The following is a 16698-nucleotide window of genomic DNA, read 5'->3' as shown; positions in this document are numbered from 1 at the left end:
GTCTCCGGGAACGCGACGGGGCCAGGCCGGCCCAGTCCGCCATCGCCGCGTTCCCGGCCCCGGTCCACGGGACCAGGCCGTCGGGACGGCCGGCGACGGTCCGTCTCTCCACAGCGGACGGCCGGTCCCGTGTCCCCCCGTTTCTCCACATGGGAGCCGCACCATGCGCTTCGCCGCTTACGCATACCGGCACCGGAACCGTGTCGCCGTCGTCGAGGACGACGGCACGCTGTTCCCGCTGCCCGGCGTCACCTCACTCACGGACCTGATCCGCGAGACCGACGGCCTTCCCGGCCTCCTCGCCGCCGGAGCAGAGGCCCTGGACGTTCCGCCCGGACCGCACGTCTCCGAGGTCCGGCTGCTCCCGCCCCTCCAGCCTTCCTCCGTAAGGGACTTCGTCACCTTCGAGGAGCACGTCGAGGGTGTTCGCCGCTCCGTCAGCGGCGAATCCGGGGTTCCCGCCCAGTGGTACGAGGCGCCGACCTACTACTTCACCAACCCGCACGCCGTGTTCGGCCCGCACGACGACATCCCCGTGCCGCCCGGCTCGTCCGCGTTCGATTTCGAGCTGGAGGTGGCGGCGGTCATCGGCCGCGAGGGCCGGGACCTGGCCCCGGAACAGGCCCGCGAGCACATCGTCGGCTACACCGTGTTCAACGACTGGTCCGCGCGGGATCTGCAGTCCGCCGAGATGCGGGTCGGTCTCGGCCCGTGCAAGGGCAAGGACTCCGCCACCACCCTCGGCCCCTACCTGGTGACCGCCGACGAGTTGGAGCCCTACCGAGACGCCGAAGGTTTCCTGCGTCTGGCCCTGACGGCCGAGGTCAACGGCGACCGGGTGGGCAGCGACCTGCTGTCCAACATGAGCTGGACGTTCGAGGAGATGGCCGCCTACGCCTCGCGCGGCACCCGGATCGTCGCCGGCGACGTCCTGGGCTCCGGCACCTGCGGCAACGGAGGTTGCCTCGCCGAGCTGTGGGGCCGCAACGGCGAACAGGTCCCGCCGCCTCTGAAGCCCGGCGACACCGTCACCCTCACCGTGGAAGCCCTCGGGTCCCTCACCACCCGCGTGGTCTCCGGCACCGAGCCCACCGCCCTGCCCCAGGGCCGGCGCCGCACCCGGGAGCGTCCGTGACCAACGGACGCCTGGCAGGCAAGGTGGTCGTCGTCACCGGCGCCGCCCGGGGCCAGGGCGCCGCAGAGGTGGTGGCCCTGGAGCGTGAAGGTGCCTCGGTCATCGCCACGGACGTGAACAGCGCGGAGGGTGTCCGGCGGCTCGACGTGACCCGGGCCGACGACTGGGCGGCCTTGGCCGGCTCCCTCCGCGACACCTACGGGGCCGTCCACGGGCTGGTCAACAACGCCGGCATCACCTGGCGGGCCCGGCTCGACGAGGTCACCGCCGAGGACATGAACCGCGTCCACGCCGTCAACGTCAACGGGCCGCTCCTCGGAATGCAGCACCTGGCCCCCCTGATGCCGCCCGGCTCCTCCGTCGTGAACGTCGGCTCTTCGGCCGCGCTGACCGCCCACTATCCGGTGGCGTACACGACGAGCAAGTGGGCGTTGCGCGGACTGTCGAAGACCGCCGCCCTGGAGTTCGGCCCGCGGGGGATCCGGGTGAACACCGTCCATCCCGGTTTCATCGAGACCGAGATGACGGCCTCCGCCGCACCCGCCTTCCGGGAGAGCAACATCCGCGAGACGCCCCTGGGCCGTGTGGGCACGGTCGAGGAGGTGACGCCGCTGGTGGTGTTCCTGCTCGCCGACGAGTCGTCGTTCATCACCGGCGCGGAGATCCCGGTCGACGGCGGCCTCACCTCGCACGGCGGAGTGAAGTCGGTGTCCGACGCCCTCCTCGACGGGACGGGCCGATGAGGCGGCCGGAGAGCAAGGTCGCCCTGGTAGCGGGCACCGCCCGGTACGTCCGGGAGATCACCCGGACCGCGGCCCTCCTCGCGTCCGAGGAAGCCTCCTGTGCCCCCTGCGCCCCTCTCGTCTTCGACGGCGGCCGGTCCTCCGTGCTGCCCGGCCCCCTCACCTGAAAGGACACCCGGAACCGTGGACAAGGTCATCCGGAAACCCGCCGACGCCGTCGCCGACATCCCCGACTGCGCCTCACTCGCCGTCGGCGGTTTCGGGCTCAACGGCATCCCCGAGACCCTGATCCGTGCCCTGTACGCCCAGGGGGCGACCGGTCTGCGGGTCGTCTCCAACAACTGTGGCGTCGACGACCGCGGCCTCGGCATCCTGCTGGCGGCGCGGCGCATCTGCCGGGTCACCGGCTCCTACGTCGGCGAGAACAAGGAGTTCGCCCGCCAATACCTGAGCGGAGAGCTGGAAGTCGAGCTCGTGCCCCAGGGCACCCTGGCCGAACGGCTCCGCGCCGGCGGCTGCGGCATCCCCGCCTTCTACACCCCGGCCGGAGTAGGCACCCAGGTCGCCGACGGCGGGCTTCCCTGGAGGTACGCCCCCGACGGCGCCGTCGCCGTCGCCTCGGCCGTCAAGGAGACCCGGGAGTACGAGGGCCGGACCCATGTCCTGGAGCACGGGATCACCACCGACTTCGCCCTGGTACGGGCCTGGCGGGGCGACCGGCACGGCAACCTCGTCTTCCGCCGCGCCTCCGCCAACTTCAACCCGCTTGCCGCCATGGCCGGGCGCATCACCATCGCCGAGGTCGAGGAACTCGTCGAACCCGGCAGCCTCGACCCCGACCAGGTGCACCTCCCCGGTGTCTTCGTCCAGCGCGTCGTACCCCTCACCCCCGCCCAAGCGGCCGACAAGCTCATCGAGAAGAGGACGGTGCGCGCCTGATGGCCTGGACCCGCGACCAGATGGCCGCCCGAGCCGCCGCCGAACTGACCGACGGCTCGTACGTCAACCTCGGCATCGGCCTGCCCACCCTCATCCCCGCCCATGTCCCGGCCGGTGTGCAGGTGGTGCTGCACTCCGAGAACGGCATCCTGGGCACCGGCCCCTACCCCGAGGAACACGAGGTCGACCCCGACCTCATCAACGCCGGCAAGGAGACCGTCACCGTCCTGCCCGGCGCCTCGTTCTTCGACTCCGCGCTCTCGTTCGGGATGATCCGCGGCGGACACATCGACACCGCGGTCCTCGGCGCCATGCAGGTCTCCGCCACCGGTGACCTGGCGAACTGGATGATCCCCGGGAAGATGGTCAAGGGCATGGGCGGCGCCATGGACCTCGTCCACGGCGCGCGCAGGGTCGTCGTCCTGACGGAGCACACGGCCAAGGACGGCACCCCGAAGATCGTCCAGGAGTGCTCCCTCCCGCTCACCGGCCGCGGGTGCGTCGACCGGATCATCACCGATCTCTGCGTCCTTGACGTCACCGACCGGGGCCTTGCTCTGGTCGAGACCGCCCCGGGTGTCACCGTCGACTACCTCCGCACGCGCACGGGCGCCCCGATTCACGCCGACAGCACCGCCTCCGCCTGCTGACCGCTCTCCCTCCCCCGCCGGTCCCTGCGTGGGCCCGCACCGCGAATTCCTGCTCCTGCCCCGATGGTCCGTTCATCAAAGATCCCGACGCGGAACCCCCAGGTGTCGGGAGACGGACCCTGCCCCAAGGAGGCACCTGTCGTGACGACTACGCCCCTGCACATAGCTGTCGTCGGCGGTGGCATCGGCGGCCTGGCCGCCGCCCTCGCCATCGCCCGTTCCGGCCACCGCGTGAGCGTGGTGGAGCGCGCCGCCCGATTCGGCGAGATCGGAGCCGGCCTCCAGCTGGCTCCGAACGCCTCGCTCGCGCTGGAGGAACTGGGCGTCCTCGATGCCGTGCGGCGCTCCGCCGTCGCCCCACCCCGGCTCGTCATGATGGACGCGCTCACCGGCCGGCAGGTCACCGCTCTCGACCTGCGCAGCGCCGCCTACCGCAGCCGGTTCGAGCACCCCTATCTCGTCACCCACCGCACCGACCTCCACGGCGCCCTCCTGACCGCCTGCGAGGAGCACCCGTCGATCGCCCTGCACACCGGGCGGACCGTCACCGACGCGGTCCAGACGCCGGAAGAGGTGCGCCTGCACTTCGCCGAGACGCCCCAACAGCTCGCTGCGGACGCGGTGGTGGCCGCCGACGGCCTGCATTCCCGGCTCAGGCAGATCCTCGTGAACGACGGCGCCCCCGTCTGCTCCAGGTACGTCGCCTACCGCGGCGCCCTGCCCGTCACCAGCATGACGGGGGCGATGGCGCAGCACGCCACGACGGAGTCGGTCCTCGTGTGGGCCGGTCCGCGCATGCACCTCGTCCAGTACCCCGTGCGTCGCGGCGAGTTGTACAACCAGGTCGCCGTCTTCGAGAGCGACCACTACGACCCCGACTCCGACGACTGGGGAACCGAGGCCGAGCTGGAGGAGCGGTTCGCCGGCGCCTGCGACGCCGTGCGCGACGCCTTGCCCCTGGTCGCCCGGGACCGGCGCTGGCCGCTGTTCGACCGGCTCCCGATCACCGACTGGGTGCATGGCCGCATCGTGCTGCTGGGCGACGCCGCGCACCCGATGCTGCAGTACCTGGCCCAGGGTGCCTGTCAGGCGCTGGAGGACGCCGTGGCCCTCGGTCACGCTCTGCGCGATCACGGCCGCCCGGAGGATGCATTTGCGTCGTATGCCGCCCTCCGTACGGAGAGGGCCGCGTCGATCCAGACCAACGCGCGACGCTTTGGCGAGATCTGCCACATGGACGGCACGGGAGCCTTCTTGCGTGACCAACTCCTTTCCGGCCGCACTCCCGAGGACTTCGACGACATCGCCTGGGTGTGGACCCCCGTCGGCGATCGCCCGCCGGCCACCACCCTGTGAACAACCACCCTGAGGAGATCCCGTGATCGACGACCCCGCCTACGAGGCACTCGACGAGCTGGGCGCCGCACCGCTGTGGCGGTTCTACGGCAACCTGTTCCCGGCCGAGCCCCGCAGCAAGGCCGTCCCCTACCGGTGGAGCTGGCAGGAACTGCGGCCCCACCTGCTGCACTTCTCCCGGACGCTGTCCCTGGACGAGGCCGAACGCCGGGTCCTCATGCTGGTCAACCCCGGGCTCACCGACCCGCCCGCCACGGTCAACACCCTCTACGCCGGCCTGCAGATCATCCTGCCCGGCGAAACCGCCCAGGCCCACCGCCACACCTCCAACGCCTTCCGCTTCGTCCTGGAGGGCGACGGCGCCTGGACCACCGTCGACGGCGAGCGCGTCTTCATGGCCCCCGGCGACCTGCTGCTCACCCCCGGATGGCACTGGCACGACCACACCCATGAGGGTGACGCGCCGATGATCTGGCTCGACGCCCTGGACTACCCCCTGGTCAACGCCCTGGAAGCGGGCTTCTACGAGAAGTACCCGCAGCGGCTCCAGCCCGTCACCCGTCCCGACGACGGAGGCAGCCGGCAGTTCCTCCACGGCCGCCTGACTCCCTCCTGGATCACCCCCGACGGGCCGAACTCGCCCATCACCCGTTACACCTGGCAGGAGACCAGCCGGGCACTGGAGGCCATCGCTGACAGCGCCCAGGGCAGCGACGTCGACGGGATCGTCCTGGAGTACACCAACCCCTGGACCGGCGGCCCGGTCATGCCGACCATCTCCTGCCGGATCCAACGGCTGCGACCGGGCTTCGAAGGGGCAGGCCGCCGCCACACCGCCTCCACCGTCTTCAGCGTCGTCCGCGGCGAAGGCGCCACCCTCGTGGACGGCAAGCGCCTGGACTGGACGGAGAACGACACCTTCGCCATCCCTGGCTGGGCCTCCTACCGGCACCTGAACACCTCCACGTCCGCCGACGCGGTCCTGTTCTCGTACAGCGACGAACCCGTGATGCGGTCCTTGGGTCTCTACCGCAGCGAGAGCGCCGACCCCGGCGCCTGATCACTCCCCCGCTTTCCCACACCGACAAGGAGGCCACGATGCGTCTGGCCCTGTTCGACAAGGGTCGCCTCGGCATCGTCGAGGGCGACACCATCACCGACGTGACCGACCAGGTCACCCGCTCATCCGCCGGCCCGTCCGGCACACTTCAGCTGTACATCGAGGGGCTGTCCGACGCCTCCGGCGCGGTGCTCGATCCGGCGGACGGGCGCCGCGTTGCGCTCACCGACGTGCGGTTGGAGGCTCCGCTGCCTCGCCCCGGCAAGATCATCGGTGCGCCGGTCAACTACCTCGACCACAAGGCCGAGATGGACTACCCCACCTCCATCGCCGACCTGGGTGTCTTCCTGAAGGCCAACTCGTCGGTGATCGGCCCGGATCAGGACATCGTCCTGCCCTACTCCGACATCCGCACCGACCAGGAAGGGGAACTGGCCGTCGTCATCGGCCGGACCGCCTCGCAGGTCAGCGCCGAGAAGGCCCTCGACCACGTCTTCGGGTACACCTGCCTGCTGGACATCACCGTCCGCTCCGGCGAGGACCGCTCCACCCGCAAGTCCTTCGACACCTTCACCCCCATCGGCCCCTGGATCGTCACCGCCGACGAAATCGCCGACCCCGACCGGCTGGACCTGCGCTGCGATGTGTCCGGCGGGACCCGGCAGAGCACCAACACCGAGGACCTCATCTTCGGCGTGCGGGAACTGGTCGCCTACGCCTCCTCGGTGATGACCCTGTACCCCGGCGACGTGATCGCCACGGGCACACCGGCCGGAGTCGGACCGCTCAGCGACGGGGACCGCGTCGTCGTCGAGATCGAGAAGATCGGCCGCCTCGAAGTAGGCGTGGACGGATCCCGGGCGACGCCGTACGCGTCGCGGCCGGGGCACCGCCGGGGCTGATCCGCCCGCACCCCTGCGAGGCGGTCCCGAAGCGCCGCCGAGGGACTGCCGCGCGGGGCCCGGTGAGCAGAAATCAGCCACGCTGCGCCCTCTCGACCCGCACCTCCCCGCCGCTGGTGAGCAGCATGGCCGCGGGCCGTGCGGGCAGCCTTCGGCCGACGGGCCGTCGGGGTGGCAGCCGGCCCACGGGGCGCGCCCTCCGCGTTCAGGACCGCGGCGTGCTCGACCTGCGTACGACCAGCTCGGGCTGGAGCACGATGCCGGTGTGCTGGTGCTCAGGGGCCGCGTCGGATGCCTCGATCTCCTGGAGCAGGAGTTGTGCGGCGAGGCGGCCGATCTCCGCCGCCGGATGGCGTACCGAGGTCAGCGGGATGAGGCTCGCCTCCGCGAACTCGATGTCGTCGTAGCCGACGACGGCCAGGTCGTCCGGGACGCCCACGCCCGCGTCGAAGGCCGTCTGCATGACGCCCAGGGCCATGAGGTCGTTCGCGCAGAAGACGGCCGTCGGGCGGGGCGCGAGGCCGATGAGCCGGGCCCCGGCGTCCCTGCCGGCGGCGACGTCGAGCCTGTCGGCCCGGATGTCCACGATCGCGTCGGCGTCGAGGCCCGCCTCCTGAACCGCACGTGCCAGCCCTTGGCGCCGGTCTTGTATCTGCTGCAGATGCTGGGGGCCGCGCACGAAGGCGATGCGCCGGTGACCACCGGCAACCAGATGCCTGCCAGCGAGCAGGCCCCCCAGGACATCGTCGGCCGCCACTGAACAGGCCGTCTGCTCATCGGCCGCCCGGTCGACCACCACGAACGGAATGTTCGCCCGCCGCAGCGCCGCCCAGGGCTCCCCGTGCGAGGCGACCGGAGCGAACAGGACCCCGCGGAGGCGCTGCTCGACGAAGAGCGACAGGTAGGCCTGTTCGGCCGACGTGTTCTCCGCACTGTTGCACACCATCACGCCGAGGTCCGCCTCGGCGGCGACGCGCTCGGTGCCCCGGGCGAGAACGGCGAAGAAGGGGTTTCCGGTGTCCATGACCAGCAGTCCGAGCATGCGGCTCCGACCGGCACGCAGCTGTCGTGCCGACTCGCTCCGGACGTACCCCAACAGCTCGATCGCGGCGTGGACACGAGTCCGCACCTCGGGCGAGACACGATCGGGCCTGTTCAGGACATTGGAGACCGTGCCCACGGAAACGCCTGCCTGACGCGCCACCTCCTTGATGCCGACCACTGACGACGTCCGTTCTCCTCGAGTCCGTAGGAACGTCATCCTAAGCCAGCCCCTCGCGCCGCAATGAATCCTTTCAATCACCTCGAACGCAGCACCTTGACTAGCAGTGCAGCACGTGTTTCATTGGTGATGAAACGATTCAAACGCTGATGCGTAGAGCACGGCTCTGGTTGTGAGGTTGCCCATGACTGTCGTACGGAACGCCGTGAAGGCTGCGCTCAAGTCCCAGAGGATCGAGACCCCGTCCTGGGGCTACGGGAACTCCGGCACCCGCTTCAAGGTGTTCTCCCAGCCCGGTGTCCCGAGGACGCCGTGGGAGAAGTTGGACGACGCCGCGAAGGTGCACGAGTTCACCGGTGTCGCGCCGAAGGTGTCCTTGCACATCCCGTGGGACCGGGTCGACGACTACACGGCTCTCGCTGCCTATGCCAGGGAGCGCGGTCTGGAACTGGGCGCGATCAACTCCAATACTTTCCAAGACGACGGCTACCGGCTCGGCAGCGTCTGTCACCCGGAGGCGAAGGTGCGCCGCAGGGCCGTCGATCACCTCCTGGAGTGCGTCGACATCATGGACGCAACCGGATCCACAGATCTGAAGCTGTGGTTCGCCGACGGCACCAACTACCCCGGCCAGGACGACATCACCGGCCGCCAGGACCGGCTCGCGGAGTCTTTGGCCGAGGTGTATGAGCGGCTCAGCGAAGGCCAGCGGCTCCTGCTCGAGTACAAGTTCTTCGAGCCGGCCTTCTACACCACCGACGTGCCGGACTGGGGGACGTCCTACGCCCACTGCCTCCAACTGGGCTCCAAGGCGCAGGTCGTCGTGGACACCGGCCACCACGCCCCGGGCACCAACATCGAGTTCATCGTTGCCTTCCTCCTCCGCGAGGGGAAGCTCGGCGGCTTCGACTTCAACTCGCGCTTCTATGCCGACGACGACTTGATGGTCGGGTCCGCCGACCCCTTCCAGTTGTTCCGAATCATGCACGAGGTCTCCAAGAACGGCGGTCTGGACGCCTCCGGGAACGTGGCCTTCATGCTCGACCAATGCCACAACATCGAGGCCAAGATCCCTGCTGTCATTCGGTCCGTGATGAATGTCCAGGAGGCCACCGCCAAGGCTCTGCTCGTCGACCTCGACGCGCTCGCCGCCGCGCAGCTCTCCGGTGACGTCCTCGCCGCGAATGCCGTGCTGATGGATGCCTACAACACCGACGTCCGCCCTCTGCTGCGGGAGGTGCGGGAGGAACAGGGGCTGCATCCCGACCCGGTCACCGCGTATGCCGCTTCCGGATGGCAGGAGCGGGTCGCATCCGCGCGCGTGGGCGGACAGCAGGCCGGCTGGGGCGCCTGAGCGCGCCGGCCCTCCGATCTGTTTTCGCGCCCAGCAGGCGCCCTCTCCTCTTCCTCCTCCGCACACTTCGCATCTGAAGGACCGATCTCCATGGCCACCCACCCCGAAGTCGCCGCCCTCCTCGACCGTGCGCAGCGGCTGGGCTCCGACCCGCGCAACACCAACTACGCGGGCGGCAACGCATCCGCCAAGGGCACCGTCCCCGACCCCGTCACCGGCTCGGACACCGAGCTGATGTGGGTCAAGGGGTCCGGGGGCGACCTCGGCACCCTCACCGAGGACGGTCTCGCCGTCCTGCGGCTCGACCGGCTGCGGGCCCTGAGGGACGTGTATGCGGGAGTGGAGCGCGAGGACGAGATGGTCGCCGCCTTCGACTTCTGCCTGCACGGGAAGGGCGGAGCGGCGCCATCCATCGACACCGCGATGCACGGTTTGGTGGATGCCGCTCACGTGGATCACCTCCACCCGGACTCCGGCATCGCGCTCGCCTGCGCCTCGGACGGGGAGAAGCTGACGGCACAGTGCTACGGGGGGAAGGTGGCCTGGGTGCCGTGGCGGCGTCCCGGGTTCCAGCTCGGCCTGGACATCGCGGCGATCAAGGATGCCCACCCCGAGGCCGTCGGCGTGGTCCTGGGCGGGCACGGGATCACCGCGTGGGGTGCCGGCGCCGAGGAGTGCGAGGCCAACGCGCTGTGGATGATCCGCACGGCGGAGGCCTTCCTCGCGGATCACGGCAAGGAGCAGCCGTTCGGCGTTCCGCTGGCCGGCTACGGGGCGCTGGAGGCCGTGGAGCGTCAGGCACGGGCCGCCGCGCTCGCGCCTGTCATCCGTTCCCTGGCCTCGCAGGACCGGCCGCAGGTCGGCCACTTCACGGACACCGACGTCGTCCTCGACTTCCTCGCGCACGACCAGCACCCGCGTCTCGCCGCTCTGGGCACCTCGTGCCCGGACCACTTCCTGCGCACCAAGGTCCGCCCGCTCGTCCTGGACCTGCCGCCTGCGGCCCCGCTGGATGAGGCCGTGGCCCGGCTGAAGGAACTGCATGCCGAGTACCGCGAGGAGTACGCCGCCTACTACGCCCGGCATGCCACCCCCGACTCGCCGGCCATGCGCGGCGCGGACCCCGCGATCGTGCTGGTGCCGGGCGTCGGGATGTTCTCGTACGGCAAGGACAAGCAGACCGCGCGGGTGGCGGGCGAGTTCTACCTCAACGCGATCAACGTCATGCGCGGCGCCGAGGCCGTCTCCTCCTACGCCCCCATCGATGAAGCGGAGAAGTTCCGCATCGAGTACTGGGACCTGGAGGAGGCCAAGCTGCGGCGGATGCCGAAGCCGAAGCCCTTGGCGACGCGTGTGGCGCTGGTGACGGGTGCGGGCTCGGGCATCGGCAAGGCCATCGCGCACCGGCTGGTCGCCGAGGGCGCCTGCGTGGTCGTCGCCGACCTGAACGGCGAGAACGCCGCTGCCGTGGCCGAGGAGCTGGGCGGCCCGGACAAGGCCGTCGCGGTCACCGTGGACGTCACCTCCGAGGAGCAGATCAGCGCCGCGTTCCGTGCGGCCGTTCTCGCGTTCGGGGGGGTCGATCTCGTGGTCAACAACGCCGGGATCTCGATCTCGAAGCCGCTGCTGGCCACGACCGCGAAGGACTGGGACCTCCAGCACGACATCATGGCCCGGGGGTCCTTCCTCGTCTCCCGCGCGGCCGCCGGAGTCATGATCGAGCAGGGCCTGGGCGGCGACATCGTGTACATCGCCTCCAAGAACGCCGTCTTCGCCGGACCGAACAACATCGCCTATTCCGCCACCAAGGCCGACCAGGCCCACCAGGTCCGCCTTCTCGCCGCCGAACTCGGCGAGCACGGCATCCGCGTCAACGGCGTCAACCCCGACGGCGTCGTCCGCGGTTCGGGCATCTTCGCCGCGGGATGGGGGGCGCAGCGCGCCGCGACGTACGGCATCGAGGAGGACGAGCTCGGTGAGTTCTACGCCCGGCGCACGCTGCTGAAGCAGGAGGTCCTGCCCGAGCACGTCGCGAACGCGGTGTTCGCCCTCACAGGCGGTGACCTCACCCACACCACCGGCCTGCACATCCCCGTCGACGCCGGTGTCGCTGCGGCCTTCCTCCGCTGAGCACCCTCGATCGCCTGGGGCGGGTGACTGACGCACCCGCCCCGGTGCACCGCGGACCGGCGGCACGATGCCGGCCGAGGCCCGGCCCTGACACCAGGCCCGGCACGGCGCCGCCGGTCCGCCATTCCCCAACTTCCCGATGAGCCGCCCGCACCGCAGAGGTATGCACCCCGTGACCAGCACTCCCCCGCCCTCCGCGTTCGCCGCGGTCGATCTCGGCGCCACCAGCGGACGGGTGATCGTCGGCCGTGTGGGCCCGGACCGTCTCGACCTCACCGAAGTGCACCGCTTCGGCAATACCCCCGTGCGGCTGCCGGACGGCCTGCACTGGAACGTCCTGGCCCTGTTCCAAGAGATCCTCGACGGACTGCGTGAATGCGCCCGCTCCGGCGGCGTCGCCTCCATCGGTGTCGACACCTGGGCCGTGGACTACGGCCTCCTGGGCAGCGACAACGCCCTCCTCGGCAACCCCTTCCACTACCGCGACTCGCGTACCGAGGGCATCGCCCCGGGCGTCTGGGCAGAAGTCTCCGCCGAGACGCTGTACAGCATCACGGGCCTCCAGCACCTCCCCTTCAACACGGTCTTCCAGCTCGCGGCCGGCACGGGAGCCGTTCAAAGGGACGCCGCCCGCACCCTGCTGCTCATCCCGGATCTCCTGATCCACTGGCTGACCGGATCGTTGGGTGCCGAGGAGACCAACGCCTCCACCACCGGTCTCTTCGACGCCCGAACCGGCACCTGGTCCCACCACCTCATGAAGCGGCTCTCCCTCGACCCGGGCCTCTTCCCGCCCCTGCGCAGGCCCGGAGACGCGGCGGGTACCCTCCTCCCCCACGTAGCCGCCTGCACCGGACTCCCCTCGCATACGCCGGTGACTACGGTCGCCTCCCACGACACCGCCTCCGCAGTCGTCGCCGTACCCGCCACCGAAACCGGCTTCGCGTACATCTCCTGCGGAACGTGGTCCTTGGCCGGCCTCGAACTCGACGCCCCCGTCCTCAGCGCCGCCTCCCGAGCGGCGAACTTCACCAACGAACGCGGCATCGACGGCACCGTGCGCTACCTGCGCAACATCATGGGCATGTGGCTCCTGGAAGAATGCCGGCGCACGTGGGACAAGGAGGGCCTCCCCACCCACATCCCCACGCTGCTCACCGAAGCCGCGGAGGCTCAACCGTTCGCCGCGGTCCTCGACCCCGACGCCCCGGAGTTCCTCGCCCCCGGCGACATGCCCACCCGCATCCGCGCATACTGCGCCCGCACCGGACAACCCATCCCCGCCACACAGGGCGCCATCGTCCGCTGCATTCTGGAAAGCCTGGCCCTCGCACACCGCCGCGCCCTGCGCCAGGCCGCCGAGCTCGCCGGCCGCGACATCACCCGCATCCACCTCGTCGGCGGCGGATCACGCAACGAACTGCTCTGCCAACTCACCGCCGACGCCACCGGCCTGCCCGTCGTCGCCGGCCCCAGCGAAGCCACCGCACTCGGCAATATCCTCGTCCAAGCCCGAGCCGCCGGCCTGGTGGGCGGCCTTCCCGACATGCGCCGCCTCGTCGCCCGCACCCAGCACCTGCGGCACTACACCCCTCAAGGCAACAGCGCCGCCTGGGACGCGGCCGCCGCCCGAATCGGCGCACCGACGCACCCGATGATCCCGTGACGCCGGAGCCCCAGATCTCCTATCCCAGGCGGCCAGGAGACGGACCACTGCGGTCGCGGGCCCATGGCCCAGGGATTGCCCTCCCACGCCAGCCGGCGCACGGCGGCGGTGCTCACGGAAGTCCCACGCCCCCGAGTGGCGGTCTCGGCAAGCTTGTACGCCTTGATCCGCGGACGCGCCCCGGGAAGGCTGCGACAGCCCTCGGAGGAATCGCAGCTCAGCGCACCCGCCCCCGCGGCTTCAGTCCCACGTCCGGCAGCGCCGGCGCCGGAATGGGCGGCCCGTCGTAGCCGTGTACGGCCCCGAACCGGTCGCCGCCCATCCAGTCCTCCCGGGCCCGGGCGATCTCGTCCTGGGTCCTGCCCACGAAGTTCCACCACATGATCAGCTCCTCCTCGAACGGTTCGCCGCCCAGGAGCATCAGGCCCGCGTCGGACTCCGCGCGGAGCGGGAGCTCGGTGCGGCCGCAGCCGAGGTAGAGCATGGAGCCGGGGAGGACCGGGACGCCGTCGACCTCGGCCTCGCCGGACATCGAGAGCACGGCGTACTCGAAGTCGGGGTCCAGGGGGAGCCGGGCCCGCGCGCCTCGGGTCAGCGAGAGGTCGGCGCCCACGATCGGGGTGTACGCGGTGCCGGGCGAGGTGGCGCCGTCGAGGTCGCCCAGGATCACCGTGGCCGTGAGGCCGGGGGCGGTGACCGCGGGCAGGTCGCTGTGGTGCTGGAAGTGGGGATCCGCGAAGCGGTGCGCGTCCGGGAGCGCCACCCAGAGCTGGGCACCGTGGAGCAGGGCGGCGTGCGGCTTGGGGCTCTCCTCGGAGTGGCTGATCGCGCGGCCGGAGGTCATGAGGCCGAGTTCGCGCGGGCGGATCGTCTGGAGGCTGCCGAGGCTGTCGCGGTGCAGGACCTCGCCCTCGTGCAGCCAGCTGACGGTCTGGAGGCCCATGTGGGGGTGCGGCGGCACCTGCATCCCGGGTTCGTCGGCGATGTCGTCGGGGCCGTAGTGGTCCACGAAGGCCCAGGCACCGACCATCCGGCGGCCCAGGTTGGGCAGCAGCCTGCGGACCTCGGTGGACTCGCCGAGCCGCACCGTGCGCGGGGCCAGCAGTTCGCGTACGGGCTCCGCGACGACGAAACCCCGGCCCCCGCAGACGGTGGGGACGGCCTGGCGATCGAGATTGCTCATGGCGCTCAACCTATTCCGCTGCGGGCGGGGGCGGGTGGCACCCACGCCGGATGATTAGTGGAATGTTAAACCACCTATCGGTGTTGTGCGGATCGGACACCCGCCCGGCCGAGGAGACGACATGAGCGACAGCTACTACGAGTTCGGAACCGCCGCCGAGCGCTGGGAGCGCGCGGGATTCTTCTTCGACGCGAAGGAGTACACGACCGCGGCACGCATCCTGGACGGCCTCGTCGCGGAGGTCCCGGAGCAGGTCGCGCCCCGGCTGCTGCTGGCCCGCGCCTACTACCACTCGGCGAGCCTCGGGCGGGCCGAGACGGAGCTTCGCGCGGTTCTGGAGCGCGATCCGGTGGAGCACTACGCCCGCCTGATGCTCGGCCGGACCCTGGAGCGCCAGGGGCGGCAGGCCGAGGCGGACACACAGCTGCGGCTGGCGGCAGCGCTGTCCGGTGACCTCGGGCCGGCGTGAGCGCGTCCCGGCACCCGCCATATTCCAGGTGCCGGGAACGGCGGCCACGTGATACTCCACAGGACCATGAACGACCTTGAGACGCCGCGCCTGTTCCTGCACCCCATGAGCCCCGCCGACGCCGAGCACGTCGCCGCGGGTTCGCCGCCGGCCGGGGCGCGCTGGGCTCCCGGCTACCCCTCCCCCGGCGAGCGGGGCGCCGCCTCGCGCTTCCTCACGACCTGCGCGGACACCGGCGACCCCACCCCGTTCTGCTCGTACGAGATACGGCTCCGGGCCGATGGTGTGGTCATCGGCGGCATCGGCTTCCACGGGGCGCCGGACGAGCGGGGCGGCGTCACGATCGGGTACGGGCTCGTGGAGTCGGCGCGCGGACGGGGCTATGCCTCCGAGGCGCTGCGGGCGCTGCTCCGGTTCGCGCGGGGACAGGGCGTCGCCCGGGTGCGCGGGGACGCCGACACGGGCAACATCCCCTCGCAGCGGGTCATGGCGGCGGCCGGGATGCGCCTCGTGGGCGAGGACGCCTCGCTCACGTACTACCTGGTCGAGTGGGCGGCGTAGGACGGGCGGAGCCTGCCGGTGACCCACCCGGCGGGCTCCGCCCGTCGCCTCGTCCACGGCGGCCGTCAGCCCACGGCGGCGGCCGTCCGGTTCGTCCGGCCGTCCGCGAGCGCGTCGGCCCTCGGCACCAGCAGCCGTTCGGTGAGGTGGCCGAAGAGCAGGCCGAACGCGGTCCACAGCGTGGCCTGCACCGCGAGCGTGGCCAGCCGGAACTGCCACAGCAGCGTGGCCGGGAAGTCCGTGCCGACCTCGTTGAACGAGGGCAGGAACACATAGGCGAGGGCGATCAGCAGGACGTAGCCGGCCGCCGCCGCGACCGTCGCGTTCCAGTTGCCCAGGCGGCGTGCCAGCCGCCTGCCGGCGATGACGGCGGCGACCGCGAGCAGCACGCTGAGGGCGACCATCAGGAAGAACAGCGCGGTGCGTTCGCCGATGGTGTCGGGGTTGCCGACGGCCGGCGGGTTGGCCGGGTACTTCAGGAACGGCACGACGTACACGCTGAGCAGCGCGGCGCCCGAGATCAGCGCGGCCGTGACCCTGGGGCCGAACCGGCCCATCCTGCCCAGCGCATAGCAGAAGACGAGCGCGGCGATGCCGCCGGCCGCGACGCCGAAGACGAGCACCCCGGTGGCCAGGCCGGCGGTGGACTGCACGCCCCTGCTGACGAGTTCCTCGCCGGCGCCGTGGTGGTGGCCGTGGGCGCTGTGCGCGGCCTCTTCGATGGCGATGGCCGCGTCGACCCTGGACTCGCCGAGGAAGTAGGCGACGAGCAGCGCGAGCGCCCCCGCGGCCAGTCCGGCGAGCATGCCGCGGATCAACAGGGCTCTGACAGATATGGAGTTCATGAGGGATTCCCCTGGATCAGCCGGTGGGGCGGTCAGTGGCAGGGGAAACCGAGCAGGTGACGGCCGTCGTGGACCCACTCGTGGACGCCTTCGCCCGAGATGAGGGCCGTGGCCCCCTGTTCGGCGCCGACGAAGTAGAGCAGGACCAGCATGAGGATGCCGAAGAAGACCGCCCAAGGAGCAATGGCCTTCAGGGAGATGGGGGTGATGGCGGGTGCGCCGGTTGCGGGGGCAGCACTCTGTGCCATGGCAGAACCTCCTGTGGGAACACGCGTCCCGTTCGTGGTGCCTGAGACGAGGGTGCTGGGTCTGACTTCCCGCGTGCGCGGGTACACAGTGGCGCGACCGTGCCGGATTCTCACCGGACTTCCGTCACACCCTCGTCATGTCGTCGCGACCATACCGCCTGGGCACCGGGCTCCGCCATGCCCCCTGCAAGCGGCCGGTGGGACCCGGATGCCATGGTGTGCTGGGCCGCGGGGC

At 71.0% G+C, this 16698-nt stretch carries 17 protein-coding genes and 1 riboswitch; of the genes, 13 read left to right on the top strand and 4 right to left on the bottom strand.

The window, feature by feature from the left end; genetic code table 11:
* Window positions 1-163 precede the first annotated feature (163 nt).
* The 8 genes from ACLQ2N_RS29090 (at window position 164) to ACLQ2N_RS29055 (ending at window position 6785) form a co-directional block, all read left to right on the top strand.
* On the top strand, window positions 164-1135 hold the full coding sequence (locus tag ACLQ2N_RS29090) for a fumarylacetoacetate hydrolase family protein (RefSeq protein ID WP_425817540.1): 972 nt from the start codon (window positions 164-166) through the stop codon (window positions 1133-1135).
* Window positions 1132-1878, top strand: coding sequence for an SDR family NAD(P)-dependent oxidoreductase (locus ACLQ2N_RS29085; protein ID WP_425817538.1), 747 nt, complete (start codon window positions 1132-1134; stop codon window positions 1876-1878). Before ACLQ2N_RS29090 ends, ACLQ2N_RS29085 begins: the two co-directional genes overlap by 4 nt.
* Window positions 1875-2045: a hypothetical protein gene (locus ACLQ2N_RS29080; protein ID WP_425817536.1), complete on the top strand. Its 171-nt coding sequence runs from the start codon at window positions 1875-1877 to the stop codon at window positions 2043-2045. Before ACLQ2N_RS29085 ends, ACLQ2N_RS29080 begins: the two co-directional genes overlap by 4 nt.
* Window positions 2046-2061: 16 nt before the next feature.
* A complete protein-coding gene (locus ACLQ2N_RS29075) occupies window positions 2062-2817 on the top strand; it encodes a CoA transferase subunit A (RefSeq protein WP_425817534.1) in 756 nt (251 codons plus the stop codon).
* Entirely contained in the window at window positions 2817-3467 is a 651-nt protein-coding gene (locus tag ACLQ2N_RS29070) for a CoA transferase subunit B (protein WP_425817533.1), read from the top strand. Before ACLQ2N_RS29075 ends, ACLQ2N_RS29070 begins: the two co-directional genes overlap by 1 nt.
* Before the next feature lie 141 nt (window positions 3468-3608).
* Window positions 3609-4823, top strand: coding sequence for an FAD-dependent monooxygenase (locus ACLQ2N_RS29065; RefSeq protein WP_425817531.1), 1215 nt, complete (start codon window positions 3609-3611; stop codon window positions 4821-4823).
* A 22-nt stretch (window positions 4824-4845) separates the two neighbouring features.
* Window positions 4846-5883 carry a cupin domain-containing protein gene (locus ACLQ2N_RS29060; protein ID WP_425817529.1) on the top strand — a complete coding sequence of 346 codons (1038 nt, stop codon included), beginning with the start codon at window positions 4846-4848 and terminating at the stop codon, window positions 5881-5883.
* A gap of 38 nt (window positions 5884-5921) precedes the next feature.
* Window positions 5922-6785, top strand: a complete 864-nt coding sequence (locus ACLQ2N_RS29055; protein WP_425817527.1) for a fumarylacetoacetate hydrolase family protein — start codon at window positions 5922-5924, stop codon at window positions 6783-6785.
* Window positions 6786-6990: 205 nt separating this feature from the next.
* Here the strand turns inward: ACLQ2N_RS29055 and ACLQ2N_RS29050 are convergent, their stop codons facing one another.
* Entirely contained in the window at window positions 6991-8046 is a 1056-nt protein-coding gene (locus tag ACLQ2N_RS29050) for a LacI family DNA-binding transcriptional regulator (RefSeq protein ID WP_425817525.1), read from the bottom strand.
* Window positions 8047-8191: 145 nt separating this feature from the next.
* On the opposite strand from ACLQ2N_RS29050, the gene rhaI reads away from it, so the two are divergent.
* From rhaI to ACLQ2N_RS29035, 3 genes are all read left to right on the top strand, one after another.
* Window positions 8192-9361 (top strand): L-rhamnose isomerase, encoded by a 1170-nt coding sequence (gene rhaI, locus ACLQ2N_RS29045; RefSeq protein WP_425817523.1) that lies wholly within the window; start codon window positions 8192-8194, stop codon window positions 9359-9361.
* Between the two features lie 90 nt (window positions 9362-9451).
* Window positions 9452-11491, top strand: coding sequence for a bifunctional aldolase/short-chain dehydrogenase (locus ACLQ2N_RS29040; RefSeq protein WP_425817521.1), 2040 nt, complete (start codon window positions 9452-9454; stop codon window positions 11489-11491).
* 163 nt (window positions 11492-11654) lie between these two features.
* Window positions 11655-13157 carry a rhamnulokinase gene (locus ACLQ2N_RS29035; protein ID WP_425817519.1) on the top strand — a complete coding sequence of 501 codons (1503 nt, stop codon included), beginning with the start codon at window positions 11655-11657 and terminating at the stop codon, window positions 13155-13157.
* Window positions 13158-13374: 217 nt separating this feature from the next.
* On the opposite strand, the gene ACLQ2N_RS29030 is transcribed toward ACLQ2N_RS29035, so the two are convergent.
* The gene (locus tag ACLQ2N_RS29030) at window positions 13375-14340 is read right to left on the bottom strand and encodes a pirin family protein (RefSeq protein WP_425817517.1); all 966 of its coding nucleotides are present in this window, start codon (window positions 14338-14340) and stop codon (window positions 13375-13377) included.
* 121 nt (window positions 14341-14461) lie between these two features.
* Here ACLQ2N_RS29030 and ACLQ2N_RS29025 point away from each other — a divergent pair, with 121 nt between their 5' ends.
* Together ACLQ2N_RS29025 and ACLQ2N_RS29020 are read left to right on the top strand one after the other, a co-directional pair.
* Window positions 14462-14809, top strand: a complete 348-nt coding sequence (locus ACLQ2N_RS29025) for a tetratricopeptide repeat protein (protein WP_425817516.1) — start codon at window positions 14462-14464, stop codon at window positions 14807-14809.
* Between the two features lie 66 nt (window positions 14810-14875).
* Window positions 14876-15370: a GNAT family N-acetyltransferase gene (locus ACLQ2N_RS29020; protein ID WP_425817514.1), complete on the top strand. Its 495-nt coding sequence runs from the start codon at window positions 14876-14878 to the stop codon at window positions 15368-15370.
* Window positions 15371-15435: 65 nt separating this feature from the next.
* On the opposite strand, the gene ACLQ2N_RS29015 is transcribed toward ACLQ2N_RS29020, so the two are convergent.
* Together ACLQ2N_RS29015 and ACLQ2N_RS29010 are read right to left on the bottom strand one after the other, a co-directional pair.
* A complete protein-coding gene (locus ACLQ2N_RS29015) occupies window positions 15436-16215 on the bottom strand; it encodes a CbtA family protein (protein ID WP_425817512.1) in 780 nt (259 codons plus the stop codon).
* A gap of 32 nt (window positions 16216-16247) precedes the next feature.
* On the bottom strand, window positions 16248-16463 hold the full coding sequence (locus tag ACLQ2N_RS29010) for a CbtB domain-containing protein (protein ID WP_361021048.1): 216 nt from the start codon (window positions 16461-16463) through the stop codon (window positions 16248-16250).
* A 45-nt stretch (window positions 16464-16508) separates the two neighbouring features.
* A riboswitch (adenosylcobalamin (AdoCbl) riboswitch) is annotated at window positions 16509-16600 on the bottom strand.
* Window positions 16601-16698 lie beyond the last annotated feature (98 nt).

Origin of the sequence: Streptomyces sp. DT224, assembly GCF_049844595.1 — a bacterium.
In the GTDB taxonomy this organism is placed as follows: Bacteria; Actinomycetota; Actinomycetes; order Streptomycetales; family Streptomycetaceae; genus Streptomyces.
The sequence above is the reverse complement of the archived record's forward strand: the minus strand, read 5'-3'. Positions and strand labels throughout refer to the sequence as shown.

Coding starts and splice junctions, on each gene's coding strand:
- ACLQ2N_RS29090 (WP_425817540.1), top strand. CDS start 164: ATGCGCTTCGCCGCTTACGCATACCGGCACCGGAACCGTGTCGCCGTC.
- ACLQ2N_RS29080 (WP_425817536.1), top strand. CDS start 1,875: ATGAGGCGGCCGGAGAGCAAGGTCGCCCTGGTAGCGGGCACCGCCCGG.
- ACLQ2N_RS29070 (WP_425817533.1), top strand. CDS start 2,817: ATGGCCTGGACCCGCGACCAGATGGCCGCCCGAGCCGCCGCCGAACTG.
- ACLQ2N_RS29055 (WP_425817527.1), top strand. CDS start 5,922: ATGCGTCTGGCCCTGTTCGACAAGGGTCGCCTCGGCATCGTCGAGGGC.
- ACLQ2N_RS29050 (WP_425817525.1), bottom strand. CDS start 8,046: ATGACGTTCCTACGGACTCGAGGAGAACGGACGTCGTCAGTGGTCGGC.
- rhaI (WP_425817523.1), top strand. CDS start 8,192: ATGACTGTCGTACGGAACGCCGTGAAGGCTGCGCTCAAGTCCCAGAGG.
- ACLQ2N_RS29040 (WP_425817521.1), top strand. CDS start 9,452: ATGGCCACCCACCCCGAAGTCGCCGCCCTCCTCGACCGTGCGCAGCGG.
- ACLQ2N_RS29035 (WP_425817519.1), top strand. CDS start 11,655: ATGCACCCCGTGACCAGCACTCCCCCGCCCTCCGCGTTCGCCGCGGTC.
- ACLQ2N_RS29030 (WP_425817517.1), bottom strand. CDS start 14,340: ATGAGCAATCTCGATCGCCAGGCCGTCCCCACCGTCTGCGGGGGCCGG.
- ACLQ2N_RS29025 (WP_425817516.1), top strand. CDS start 14,462: ATGAGCGACAGCTACTACGAGTTCGGAACCGCCGCCGAGCGCTGGGAG.
- ACLQ2N_RS29020 (WP_425817514.1), top strand. CDS start 14,876: ATGAACGACCTTGAGACGCCGCGCCTGTTCCTGCACCCCATGAGCCCC.
- ACLQ2N_RS29015 (WP_425817512.1), bottom strand. CDS start 16,215: ATGAACTCCATATCTGTCAGAGCCCTGTTGATCCGCGGCATGCTCGCC.
- ACLQ2N_RS29010 (WP_361021048.1), bottom strand. CDS start 16,463: ATGGCACAGAGTGCTGCCCCCGCAACCGGCGCACCCGCCATCACCCCC.